Raw genomic sequence first — 12,692 nt, 5'->3', positions numbered from 1 at the left:
AGTGTTTGATTTGACTTGGTGACGTAAGTCAAAAATGCCACAACAAGCGCTTCAGGCGGGTGCTTTGACGGTCAAGGCCTCGAAGAGTTGGAGTTGCTGGGGTGTGATCTTGCCAATACCGGTCAGGTGTTGCGTGCCGATAGTGACGCGGTGCTGCTGGATTCGCCGCAGCAGCTCCAGCGCGGTCTTCGGGCTGTGGACGCTGCCGTGCTGCTTCAAGCGCATGCGCATCACCCGATACAGCAGCAGCGCCAGGAAGCAGATCAGCGCGTGCGCGCGGATGCGATCCGGGAGGCGGTGGTACACCGGTGCAATCGCAAGGTCGCTCTTGAGCACCCGGAAGCCGCGCTCGATGTCGGCCAGGCTCTTGTAGCGCTCGACGATCTGCGCGGCTGTAAAGTCCTCGACATTGGTCAGCAGTACCAGCTTGCCGTCGAAGGTCTCCGCGCGTGCGATGGCCGCCTCGTCGAGGGTATAGCTGAAGCGCTCGGCGTGGTATTGCGGCTTCACGAAGCGAGTCAACTCGGCCTCGGCAACGGCTTGCTGGAAGCGGCTGTAGGCACCGCGGTCGCTGGCCTTGCGGCCGCGTTCGGTGAGGCCTTTGTCCTGCGCGTCGAGCTTGGCGACAAGCTGGTCGGCGAAGGCTTCCAGTTCGGCGATGCGTTGGTGGCGGCTGGCCGTCTGCTCGGCCGCTCGGGTCGGATCGTGCGCGACCACCAGCCGGTGCTCGGCGAAGCGGCCTTCGGCCAGACCCTCGCCGAAGCTCATCGCATCGAGCGTGCCGCCCAGCTCTGCGTAGCGCCGTGCCGGCACCGCCAGGATGAACTGCAACTTGCGCTCGGTCTGCCGGGCCAGCTCGCCGATCTGGGCGATGTTGTCCAGACTGAGCAGACCGCGGTCGGCGACCAGGATCACCCGCTCGACCGGGAAGCGCGCCAGCACCTGTTCGAGCATGGCCTTGAGGGTGGCGGTCTCGGCAACGTTGCCGGCATGCACGGTGTGCATCAGCGGCAAACCCTCGGCCGACTGCACCACGCCCAGCACGAACTGCCGGGCGATGCCGCCAGTTTCCTTGTTCATGCCATAGGCACGTACATCCTCGGGAACATGGCCCTCGCCGTGGATGCGCACCGTGGTCAGATCGTAGAACACCACCGACAATTGCTGATCGAGCATCGGCCGCAACAGCTGGGCCACCTTCGCCTCGACCTTCCCGGCGCGATCCATCAGCGCATCCAGCGTGCGCAGCAGGTGATCGTGCGAGACCGCCTCGGGCATGCCCGGGATCGCCACCGTCTCCAGCCATTCCAGACAGCCGAGCTTGGAATCGGGTGCACACAGGCGGTTGAACACCATCGCCCGCACCATCGCCTCGGCATCGAATGCGCGGCGCGAGGAGCGCAGGGCCTGACGTACGGCATCGCCCAAACCCAGACTCGACCACAGTTCATTCAGGGCATGCACATCGCCCAGCGCCCGTGCCGAGTCGTACTCCGGCACGGGTGCCGAGATCGGCACGCGACCGAGCGCACGCTGCAAGCCGTGGATGAGTGGATCGAGTTTCTTGCCGTCCAGCTCATCCAGGCGACCGAGGTTGGCGACCACGCGCTGGCGCACCCCGGCCTGGGTGCGGAAGCCTTCGACGAGTTGCAGGTAGCTCCGGCCGCCGGAGCGGGTGATGCGCGTGTACATGTGTCAACGCTATCACATGCCAACCCGCCATTAAAGCCATCAAAACGTTAAGGCGTGACACAACACGATTGTCTGGAAATCGGGCTTGCGGCACGCCCAAGTCGTTGAAATCATGGAGTGTGGCTAGCGGCGACCCCGCCAAAACCGGGCACGAAGTGCGGAACTTGGGAGCAGCGATTAGCATCCTTGCAAGAACTTCATCGTCCACGGAGACACCGCGTGCCAGACAGCAAGAACGAACGCAAGCACTACCTGCTCACATCACTGGGAACACAGGCGCGCAAGACCACCTACAGCATAGGCACCCAACAGCAGTCTGCCGAGTTCGCGCCAGTAGCCCTGATGCAACTCACCGAGAAAGACCAACGCCCGACGTCGTGCTGTGCCTGCTGACAGATGGAGCGCGCAAGGCATGCTGGGAGGACTTCAAGCGCGAGATCGAAACCGATGGGGCCAAGGCACAGGCCATCGATATCCCCAACGGCGACAGCACCGAAGAGATTGCGAACATCATCGACCAGGTCGCGGTTCTCATCGAGCCAGGGGCACGGCTCACCATCGACATCACGCACGGACTGCGGCACGTGCCGATCGTGATGTACGCGCTGGCCCTGTACCTGTCCAGCCTGAGGGAGGTCGCCATCGCTGGCGCCTGGTACGGCAAGCTGGAAACCAGCTTGCCGACAAAGCCACTGATCAACCTCAAGCCACTGCTGGAGCTGCCGCGATGGTTCCATGCCGTCGAGATCTTTCGGGAAACGGGGTCCACAACCGCGCTGGCAAGCCGATTCGACGGCGTCGATGTCAGCAAGCTGCAAGGACCCGCTCGAGGTGCACCGAAGGAAACCGCCAAGATACTGCGGCAGTTTGCCGTGCCATACGAGATCGGACTACCCCTTGAACTGGGTATTGCCGCGGGCGCCATTGCGACCAGATTCGACAAATATCCCCTGCACGAAATGGTCGGACTCGAGCTGCCGCTGGCATCCGAACTTGGTCAGTTGGTACGAGAGGGCGCGATACCACTGCGATTTTCCGGTAACGAAGCGTTGTCAGGCGGCCAAAAATCCAAGAAGTGGAAATGTAGTGTCACGCTAACGCAGGACGAACTGCAGCGACAGGCCAGGATCATCGATCAGTACCTGGAGCGCGAGCAGAGCGCGCTGGGGCTGAGCCTGATGCGGGAATGGGTAGTGTCTCTGGGCATCTACCACAACGGAAATCGAGACCAGTGGCTCGAGCGTAACGAACGCTTGCGCATCGAACGAAACATCGGTGCACTGGCCTTGCGGGAGTTAAAGGATTACCTCGACGACGCGCAGAAAGAGTGGTCAGAGTTCTGGAACCAACTCGGGGAGCAACGTAACCAGATTGCCCACTGCGGCATGAAAGAAGATGAGGTCAAACCAGACTCGGCAAAGATTCGAAACCACTGGAAAAAAATCAGCAACGCAGACCATTGCTGGCAACCACTTGGGGGCGGAGGCGGTCGCGTCCTGGTCTCGCCAGTGGGCATGAGTCCAGGCGTTCTGTACTCTGCGATACGCAAGGTCACTCCCCGTACGGTCGTTGCGCTATGCTCAGGCGAAGCAAAACCAGGCGTTGAAGAAGCAATACGTCAAGCGGGTTTCATGGGGAAACTCGAATACGCCATCATGGAAGACCCTTTCAACGGTATCAAGGAAACCTCGCGCATCAGAGGGAGCGTGCGCAAGCTGCTGATCGATGCGGACGAGGTATTCGTCAACCTGACGGGAGGAACCACAATCATGGGCGTGGTGGTGCAAGCCCTCGCAGAACAGGCCAGAAACGACCAGCGGCCTTGCCGACGTTTCGTCCTGATCGACAAGCGCCAGGCCGAAGAACAACGCAATGCCCCCTGGGTCGAGTCGGAGCTGCATTGGCCCGATGATGACTGCGATGCCGAGAGTGAATCCGTAGATGCATGAATTCTGGAGAATGGGATGAGACGGCAATTCAGCTTCCTGGGACGTGCCCGACAGGATCCGCGCACGGGTTATCAGAAGGTGCGCTACGCCATCTCCGATGGACACATCATCGAGAGTGCCTTTCTCGGACTGGCGCTGGCCGCACAAGAACGCCCAGAGGAACTCTGGATTCTGGGGACATCGGGCAGCATGTGGGATCTCTTGCTCGATGACCCCGTGTCATCGCAGGCAGTCAGCGGGGAACAGCAATACGCCCTCTTGGAAAGCGCCGAGTCGCAACAAGTAAGCAACGAAGTGCTCGAACCTTTCGAGAAAGTCCTGTCGGATCATCTGGGCCTGTCATGTCGTCTGCGCGTGATCGACTATGCGCGCACTGATGTCGAGCAAGCGGGTTTGCTCCGCACGCTTGCGGCGCCATTGCAACCCGGTGACGAGATCATCATCGACGTCACGCACGGCTTCCGACATCTGCCGATGCTCGCTTTGGCTGCTGCGCACTATCTGGAACGCGTCAGACAGGTGCGGGTAACCGATATCGTCTACGGCGCGCTCGACATGCGTAATGCCGACGGGGCAGTTCCGGTATTGCGCCTGAACGGCCTGCTGCGAGTGCTCGACTGGGTGCAGGCGCTTGCCGCCTACGACGCCAGTGGTGATTACGCCGTCTTCGGGTCGTTGCTCGCAAAAGCGGGGACAAGCAAGGAAGAAACCACCAGGCTCGGCGAGGCCAGTCGTCTTGAACGGATCACAAACCACGTGGTAGCTCGCCAGAAGCTCAACGGCCTCGATCTTTCCACTGCCGAAAATGATCCTTTGGCCGCACTTTTCCTGCCGGAGCTGGAGCGCCGTCTCATCTGGTGGAAAAAATCCGAACGATGGCAACGCGAAGCAACCCTGGCGCGAGAAAATTTGCAGCGTGGCGACTACCTGCGCGCCGCCCTGTTCGCCCAGGAAGCGGTCATCACACGTGCCTTGCCGGAACGCGACGCCGACCAGTACGACAACCGTGAGGATGCACGCAAGCGCCTCCTCGATGAAAACAGTTCTGCACGACTACTGTTTGCACTGCGCAATGAACTGGTCCACGGAATCAAATCCCACAAGGGCCCCGTCAAGAAGATGCTGCAAAGCGCGGAATCACTGGACAAGGGCCTGCACGATTTGATCCGATCACTGCTTTCGTAACATTTTTCTCACGAGGATTTGAAATGGACAACAATAAATCCGCCTCTGTCACATCAGCCTGAGCATTCAAGGAAGGACGAAGATGAATCAGCAAGAAATATTTAATGGGATACTCTCTGGAATCCAACACTATCTCAATGAGTTCTATGAAAAACAGTCATATTGCGCAAGGCAGGACGGTGACGAAATACTTAAAGAAGCACGCAAAAAACACCCGGCCTGGAAGACCGATAAGGAAGGTTTGGCGAAGGCAGCATTCCTGATCGAGGTGGATTGTTACCTCTGCGGAGCAGTAGATACGGATGGCGAACTATATAACATCCCGCCCTTCTGGAATTTCAGTCAGGACGAGTTTGTATTCGAACCAAATATGGTTACAAAATGCGAGATTTCCGATGAACTTGACATCGAGCTCCTGTTTGTTCGCTATTTTCCAGTTCGTGATTCATCGCAGGCTCAGTGGCGTGAGGCCATAGGCGATCATGGCTGGCCAGATACGCCTGAAGAAAAACGTCTTAAAGTTGCTGCAGAGGCATTTTTACGTCTCAATGAACAGCTTGGCGGCTCGGCAGATGTATTGTCAGCGGATCTGAAGAAATTCGGAAAAATAGATTCGCACAGGCTATTTCAAGATCTGAAGGTCGTCGAGGCGCTTTTCACACAATCCGATACCATTTTCGATATCGATTTCATGGAAGCAGTGTTGCGGAAAGCATATGAAAGCCTCGAGACGTGGTCCGTACTGGAAGAAGATCAAGTCGAGGACGACGATGACGATGACGATGACGATGACGATGACGATGAAAGCGATGATGTCGATCACGAATCTGGCAAATCGTTGCATCCTCGGGAGCATTCCCTGACTGCGGCCGTTACTGACAATGACCCAGAGGCAGTACGCGCATTGCTCCGTTCTGGTGCCGATATCAATGAAGCTGAATCGAGCGGTATCACGGCACTGCTTGTGGCAGTAAAGGATCGAAACGAGGAACTCGTAGATTTACTCCTGAATTTCGGTGCGGACCCAGGGCAACCGAGCAACGATGGCATACTGCCTTTACACGTTGCCGTCCGTTTCCGAAATGAACATATCGTCAAGAGCCTGGTAAATGCCGGAGCGGATGTGAACGGCAGATCTAACTTTCCCCATGATGAGGAGTATACGCTTGAGGATTGTACTCCACTCTGGAGCGCTGCTGTTACCGGGGATATCCAGATGTGCCGCTTCCTTCTGAAACATGGAGCAGATCTGGATGTCATGAATAATATTTGCATGACCCCGTTGAGCGTTGCCATTAATAACCGCGATGATGAAATGATCGATTTTCTTTTGAAACAAGGGGCCAAGGTGGATTTTGATATACCGCCCGCCGAACCTGCCTTGTCGAGCGAATCAACCGAATTGGGGGGAGTAACTCCCCTATTCTTTGCGGTTGCTAATCAAGATATCAGCACAATAAAAAAATTGTTGAAGCGTGGTGCCGACGTCAACAGGGGTGGACGAAAATGTTTCTCACCACTTCAGTATGCCGTGGACAACGAATATCTTGACGTTGTGAAAATTCTGCTCAAAGCCGGCGCTGACCCCAACTTCCAGTCTGGAGGGGGAAGAACGGCGCTGATGATCGCTGTAGCTCACCAGAACATCGACATTGCACGCCTTTTGCTGACTCAAAAAGCCGATCCAAACCTGATGGACGAACAAGGTGAAACAGCCTTGCTTGCAGCTATTGATGCACAAAGCGAAGAGCTCGCGAAACTGCTCGTCAGGCATGGCGTAAGCGGTCAAACGACGCCGTTATATCTTTCCGTAGGCGAGTATGGATTTCATGGGATCGTGGGCGAAGCGTGCCTTCCACTCGCGTGGCGTGAGCTCGACCGCCCGACTCGCTGGATGCACGCTGATGCGCTGCAGCACATCGACCAGGTAGGTGTAAGGGTCCACGCCCTGTAGGCGGCAGCTCACCAGCAGACTCTGGATAACCGCCACCCGCTCGGCACCGACCTCGGTCCAACAGAAGAGCCAATTGCGCCGTCCCATTGGAACCGCCCGCAGGCTGCGCTCCAGGTGGTTGGTGTCGATCGGCACATCCGGATCCGACAAGAACACCCGCAGACTCGCCACCCGCGCCTTCGCGTACTGGATCGCCTTGGCAAGCGGGTTACTTGGCAACAGATCCATGCGGTGGCACTGGTCGTCACACCAGTGCCAGAAGCGGTCGACGATCGGCTCGCTGTGCTGTGTTCGGTAAGCGAGCTTGTGTTCCCGGTCCAGGTTCTGTTCCCGGATGATCTGCTCGTGCCGGTACAGCGCGGCAATCATCGCCAGCGCCTCGGCCGCCGCCTGCGGTTCGGCATCCTGTGCCTGCTCGAAGCCTCGGCGGCAATGCGCCCAACAACTCGCGTGGGTAACGCCACCTTTGCGTGCCGCATAGGCGCTGTAGGCGGCGTAGCCGTCCGAGAGCAGCGTTCCCCGGAAGTCCGGCCCCGTGATTTTCTCGACATGGTGGTGCGCCCGGGTCGGCGCGTAGTGGAAGACGATCTCGTCGTCCTCGCCGTAGATCGGCCAGAGGTAGGCCCGCGCATCTTGCCCTGCTTCTCGCGTCCCGCCTTGATCGGGTCTCGTCCATCGCCACCACCGATCCGCTGAGGATGTGGGCGTGCTGGGCCGCTGCGATGGGGCGCAGCAGATCGATGGCCCGTCCGCTCCAGTTGCTGAGGCTGGTACGGCTCAGCTGGATGCCGCACTGGGCGATCCGCTGGTGCTGGCGATACAGCGGCAGGTGGTAGCAGAACTTGTCGACGAGCATTCCGGCCAGCAGGCTCACATCGGCCACGCAGCGCTCGAGCACGCTTGCCGGTGCCGGGTGCTGACGATGCGCTGCTCTTCGACCAGCTTCCGGTCTGGTAGTGGTACTCGATGATCCCGTAGCTACCCGGGCGTTGCGCCGGCGGTAGCTGACGCGCTCGGAGACCAGCACGCGCCGCCTCGGGTACGCCAGCAATCGCCGGATCGACGATGGTGACCACGTCGCGGGTGACATCCGGACCAAAGCGCAGTCCCGAGTCGTTCACCGCCGCATCGCGCACCTTGCGCCGGCGCGTGTAGGTAATCGACTGCTCGGGAGGCGGTGGGGACTTCTGCGGAGGTTCAAGCACGCCGAGTGCATCGAGCAGGTTGCCCTGCACGGCAGGATCGATGCTCAGCTGCTTCTCGCTCTTCTGCCCGAAGAGCTGACGCTTGAACCAGTCGAGCTGCTGCTTCAGCGCTGCGATCTCGGCGCCGTACTGTTGCTTCAGTGTGCTGAGATCCGCGCCAAATTTCTGCGTCATCGCGGCCATCCGCACCGTGAGTTGCGCATTGGTGTGTTCGAGTTCGGCGATGCGCGAAGCGGTGTTCAAGGGCGGAAAATACTGCAGGAAAACCGTGCCGCCATTGTACCGGAATGCCCCTGTTCATGCCGCTGTTCGGTAGCGTTTTCGCTGCCTTTTTATCTCGACGTCGACGCCTTCGAGCAGCGCCAGAAACTCGGTGGCGCACAGCGCGCGTTTCACGCGTCCATCACGTGTCATCAGGCGTGCAAAGTGTCCGCGCTCGAGTCGTTTCGACCAGATCCAGTAGCCGCCCGCCTCGAAGCCGAGCACCTTGATCTGCGTGGCGCGACGGTTGAGAAACGCGAACCATTGGCTGCCACCCAGTGGGTCTTCTCCCAGGTGTTGCTTCACCCGCGCCGACAACCCATCGAACGAGCAGCGCATGTCGGTGGGCTCCAGACACAGCCAGATGCGCGATGCGCTGCTGACGCTCAGCATGGCGCGCCCCGGCGCAGCCGCAGCACAACGCCCGCACCCAGGTCGAGCTCTACCTCCCACGCAGGTGTGGTCGGTAGCACCTCGGTCTTGTCGACCACCGGCGCGGTCAGCTCGACAAACAGCGCTTCGGGCCGAACACTCGCCATATCGGCGCTCTGGGCTCCGCGCAGCTTGCGCCGCCACAGCTCGAAGGTGCTCTTCGCCAGGCCGTGGCGGGTGCAGAACGCCTGCTGCGAAACACCGCTTGCCTCGAACTCGCTGATCAACGCGCGCCACCGTGCCGCGCTGTGACGCGCATACTTGCGCACAGAACCTGAACCCGTCGATGCCGAACCCATGGCGATACTCCTCCAACACCACTTCGTTGAAGCAGAGCATCGCGAAGGTTCAGACGGGATAACAGAACGGCGTGGTTTGGACGGTTACGGCATGGCGCAGACATCGAACAGCCTGACAACAAGGGCGTGAGACCTGTACTCCTGGCTGTTTTCATCGATAATGAAAACCTCGTTAAGGTGCTCCTGAGTGCTGGTGCAGACGTAAATGGCACCTCTACCTTCCCCCATGAAGAAATTGGGGTTGGTGGCTGCACTGCACTTTGGGGAGCCGCGGCCACTGGAAACCTTCAAATGTGTCGGTTGCTCCTTAAGCATGGTGCTGATCTGGACGCCATGAATGATATATGTGCGACTCCACTGAGCATTGCCATCAATAACGGTCATGACGAAATAATCGATTTTTTGTTGAAGCAAGGTGCCAAGGTGGATTTTGAAATTCCACCTGCCGAAGCCATACTGCGGGAAGGTTCCGATGAGCTAGGTGGCGTCACACCCTTATATATTGCAGTAGGCAATCAAGACATTGGCACCATCAAAAAATTATTGAAACTTGGCTCAAACGTCAACAGGACCGGACGAAATGGATTCACCCCACTCAAGCGTGCCGCCTACATGGGGTCTCTGGACGTGGTCAAGATTCTGCTCAAGGCTGGCGTCGATCCGAATATCGCTGACCATGACAATTTCACACCGCTGATGAACGCTACAACCCAGGAACACACGGATATTGTCAAGTTGCTGCTCAAGCACGGAGCTGATCCCAATGTCCAGTCAAAATGGCGTGAGTCTTCTTTCTTCGCCACATCCGGAAAAACGGCACTCATGGATGCCGCTGCCGACGGGAATGTTGATATTGCCCGCCTTCTGTTGGCTCACAAGGCCGATCCCAACCTGAAGGACGAAGATGGCGAAACCGCACTGCATAACGCTGTCACAGGCGAACATACGGACATGGTGAACCTGTTGCTGCGTTCCGGCAGCGATCCAGGCGCCTATGGTTCTGCTGCAGGCTCTGCACTGGAACTGGCATTGAGGTCCTGGGTTGAAAAGGACGAGGATGAGCGAGAAGGAAGCATTGTCGATATTCTCAAATTGTTGTTCAAACAAGGAGTACCAAAAGGTCGGGAAACCGTTGCGGATATAGTTGATCGAGTTGCGGAGGACACTGATGACAATATCCTGCAATTACTGTCCGTGCACGGAATCAAATTGCCGAGGACATAACTCGCCTTCCAGCCACTTGATGCTCGAACACGCTCTGGTTTACCGTCGGCCCAACCAGTTCGCGCCCTTGCTGCTCAGGCGATAACGCTGGGTCGGGCTGCGAGGTGCATTTGGCTGGGTGCGCTCGATCCAGCCACCATCGAGAGCTGGGTTGAGATAGGTTTTCCGAAAACTTGGCAGATGTGAGAGCCCCAGAGCCTGCATCAGGGCACTCGCAGACATCGTGCCGTTACCAATGGTATGGAGTAGTCGACTTACTTGGTCGCCTACCTGGTCGGTTACTTGGTCGCCGATATGAGTGTTGGCCGTGGCCTCGATCAAGGCATCCCTAAGGGATGCCAGCATGAATGCAATGAACGGTGTCGCACTGGATTGTCGATCCGCTACGGCGAGCGCTTGGTAATACGCAGTCTGTCGCTCGTGAACGAGTGTCTCGACCGGCAGATATGACAGCAGCGGTTTCCAGTGTCGCAAGATCAACGTTTGCCACAAACGTCCCATACGTCCATTGCCATCGGCAAAGGGATGGATGAATTCGAACTCATAGTGAAAAACGCAACTCGTCACCAAGGGGTGTTCATTGGTAGTGGACAGCCAGCCCAACAGATCGGCCATCAGTATGGGCACGCGTCCCCCCGGAGGGGCCATATGCAGCAAGTGTTCGCCTCGAAATACGCCAACGCCACCGGTTCGATAACAACCCGCTTCATCCACCAGCCCACGCATCAAGGTTGCGTGTGCCGCCAACAGGTCCTGCTCCGAGATAGGTGACCATCTCTCCAGTGATTCATAAGCCGCAAAGGCATTACGCACCTCCTGGATTTCACGGGGTTGCCCCAATACACGTTTGCCTTCGATTACCGCGGTGACCTGTTCGAGCGTGAGTGTATTGTTTTCAATGGCCAGAGACGCCTGAATGGTGCGTATGCGATTGGCACGTCGCAGACGCGGCGTCATCCGTTGTTCGGCCAGGAGGGTATAGCGACCAATGATCTCGCCAATTTCAGCTATCAGGCTGACGATTTCAGGCGTGATCAGATAAGGCGGCTGATAGCTCATGCCAACACCCCACCCTCGCGACACCAACCACCATGCTCGGCTTCATTCATCGCTGCGGTCTGGTTGAGCGTGGCCACCCGGGCCTTGCCATCCCAGTGCTCGGGATTTCCCGCTCGTTTGGTCACGACGCATCCTTGTTCCTGAAAAAGACGCTTCCAAGCGTACAGGGTCGGCGCCGAGATGCCATCCTTGCTGCTGATGCTGGCCGCGTTTGTGGTCACGCCCATCAGGGCGAGCAGCCGCTCGCCCCTACAGATTCGCCGATGGCATCGTGCCCCACGGGCGAGCACGGCTCGCCCCTACAATCCAGTCAGGGCATCGTCCCGTAGGGGCGACCGGCGGTCGCCCGTACAAATCAGCCGCTCGCCCGTACATCCGTTGGCGACCGGCGGTCGCCCGTACAAAGACGCGAGGGCGTCATGTCAACGGCTCCCACGGATTGACGATGGTCACTCCCGTCGGCTTGAAGTCGGCCACGTTGCGCGTAACCACCGTCATGCCGTGCACCAGTGCCGTCGCGGCGATGAGCGCATCACGCTCACAGCGTTTGTCTGGCACACGCAACCGAGCGCAGCGCAACGCCACAGCGGTGTCGATAGGCAACGTGCGCTCGGAAAACTCGGGCAGTACGTGCTGTTCCAGCCACGAACGCAGCATGGCTCCCTGGGCGGCATCCTTGCGTTCGATCGACAGAACGCCAAGCTCCAACTCCATGATGGTGATGGCCGACACGAAAAGGTCGGCGGCATCGACGCTTTCCGCCCATATCGTCACATTCGCGTCGGTCTTGCCAAGCCGTACCTTGCGCAACTCGGACAGCACGTTGGTATCGAGCACGTACATCATGAGAGATCAGCCGTCCGGGCTTCGATGATCACACGCGGCGGCTCAAACTCAATGTCTGCAACACCCGGCATCGCCAGTGCATCGGCGATGTTGCGTCGCTGTTTCGTCAGCCGCTGATAGTCCTCGAAGCTCAACAGCACGTGAGCCGGCTTACCGCGATCGGTGATGAACACCGGGCCGTGCTTGGTGGCTTTCTTCGCTCGCGTCACGTCTTGATTCAACTCTCGACTGGACAGGGTCGTGATGGTCATGGAGTGCCCTCTACAGCAAACACAATGCAGTTATGTTGTTACAAAATTGACAGGGAGACAAACTGCTGATCAAGACGGTGGCAACAGATGCCATGCCGACATCAGGCGATATACCGAAAAATCATCTGTTACGGATTTCCACCGCATTGGATATGTGTCTTCAGCAGCGCTCCACGGGCGAGCCGCCGCTCGCCCGTACACACGAACCGAACGGGCGTGCCGATCCGGCGATGGCATCATGCCCGTAGGGGCGACCGGCGGTCGCCCCTACAGATTCGGCGATGGCATCGTGCCCGTAGGGGCGAGCCGCCGCTCGCCCGTACAAATCGGCGGCT

General features: G+C 58.5%; 12 protein-coding genes. 5 read left to right on the top strand and 7 right to left on the bottom strand.

Going from position 1 to position 12,692, the window contains the following annotated elements; translation table 11 throughout:
- Positions 1-51: 51 nt before the first annotated feature.
- Positions 52-1,692, bottom strand: coding sequence for an IS1634 family transposase (locus H7A12_00255; GenBank protein MCP5319260.1), 1,641 nt, complete (start codon positions 1,690-1,692; stop codon positions 52-54).
- Positions 1,693-1,911: 219 nt separating this feature from the next.
- Between H7A12_00255 and H7A12_00250 the strand changes: the two genes are divergently transcribed.
- The 4 genes from H7A12_00250 (at position 1,912) to H7A12_00235 (ending at position 6,780) form a co-directional block, all read left to right on the top strand.
- Complete coding sequence (locus H7A12_00250) at positions 1,912-2,085, top strand: hypothetical protein (protein MCP5319259.1); 174 nt, start codon at positions 1,912-1,914, stop codon at positions 2,083-2,085.
- Positions 2,070-3,641, top strand: a complete 1,572-nt coding sequence (locus tag H7A12_00245; GenBank protein ID MCP5319258.1) for a CRISPR-associated DxTHG motif protein — start codon at positions 2,070-2,072, stop codon at positions 3,639-3,641. The genes H7A12_00250 and H7A12_00245 overlap by 16 nt, the downstream gene beginning before the upstream one ends.
- Before the next feature lie 15 nt (positions 3,642-3,656).
- Positions 3,657-4,826, top strand: coding sequence for a TIGR02221 family CRISPR-associated protein (locus H7A12_00240; GenBank protein MCP5319257.1), 1,170 nt, complete (start codon positions 3,657-3,659; stop codon positions 4,824-4,826).
- An 82-nt stretch (positions 4,827-4,908) separates the two neighbouring features.
- Positions 4,909-6,780 carry an ankyrin repeat domain-containing protein gene (locus tag H7A12_00235; protein MCP5319256.1) on the top strand — a complete coding sequence of 624 codons (1,872 nt, stop codon included), beginning with the start codon at positions 4,909-4,911 and terminating at the stop codon, positions 6,778-6,780.
- Between the two features lie 1,502 nt (positions 6,781-8,282).
- Here H7A12_00235 and tnpB read toward each other — a convergent pair.
- Both tnpB and H7A12_00225 read right to left on the bottom strand, forming a co-directional pair.
- Entirely contained in the window at positions 8,283-8,639 is a 357-nt protein-coding gene (gene tnpB / locus H7A12_00230) for an IS66 family insertion sequence element accessory protein TnpB (protein ID MCP5319255.1), read from the bottom strand.
- Positions 8,633-8,977 carry an IS66 family insertion sequence element accessory protein TnpB gene (locus H7A12_00225; GenBank protein MCP5319254.1) on the bottom strand — a complete coding sequence of 115 codons (345 nt, stop codon included), beginning with the start codon at positions 8,975-8,977 and terminating at the stop codon, positions 8,633-8,635. The genes tnpB and H7A12_00225 overlap by 7 nt, the downstream gene beginning before the upstream one ends.
- Positions 8,978-9,103: 126 nt before the next feature.
- Here H7A12_00225 and H7A12_00220 point away from each other — a divergent pair, with 126 nt between their 5' ends.
- On the top strand, positions 9,104-10,201 hold the full coding sequence (locus H7A12_00220) for an ankyrin repeat domain-containing protein (protein ID MCP5319253.1): 1,098 nt from the start codon (positions 9,104-9,106) through the stop codon (positions 10,199-10,201).
- Between the two features lie 39 nt (positions 10,202-10,240).
- Here the strand turns inward: H7A12_00220 and H7A12_00215 are convergent, their stop codons facing one another.
- The 4 genes from H7A12_00215 to H7A12_00200 form a co-directional block, all read right to left on the bottom strand.
- Complete coding sequence (locus tag H7A12_00215) at positions 10,241-11,260, bottom strand: Fic family protein (GenBank protein ID MCP5319252.1); 1,020 nt, start codon at positions 11,258-11,260, stop codon at positions 10,241-10,243.
- Entirely contained in the window at positions 11,257-11,487 is a 231-nt protein-coding gene (locus H7A12_00210) for a hypothetical protein (protein MCP5319251.1), read from the bottom strand. The genes H7A12_00215 and H7A12_00210 overlap by 4 nt, the downstream gene beginning before the upstream one ends.
- A gap of 190 nt (positions 11,488-11,677) precedes the next feature.
- On the bottom strand, positions 11,678-12,103 hold the full coding sequence (locus H7A12_00205) for a type II toxin-antitoxin system VapC family toxin (protein MCP5319250.1): 426 nt from the start codon (positions 12,101-12,103) through the stop codon (positions 11,678-11,680).
- A complete protein-coding gene (locus H7A12_00200; protein MCP5319249.1) occupies positions 12,103-12,357 on the bottom strand; it encodes a type II toxin-antitoxin system Phd/YefM family antitoxin in 255 nt (84 codons plus the stop codon). The genes H7A12_00205 and H7A12_00200 overlap by 1 nt, the downstream gene beginning before the upstream one ends.
- Positions 12,358-12,692: the final 335 nt, after the last annotated feature.

The organism is Pseudomonadales bacterium (assembly GCA_024234165.1).
Lineage (GTDB): Bacteria > Pseudomonadota > Gammaproteobacteria > Pseudomonadales > UBA5518 > UBA5518.
The sequence above is the reverse complement of the archived record's forward strand: the minus strand, read 5'-3'. Positions and strand labels throughout refer to the sequence as shown.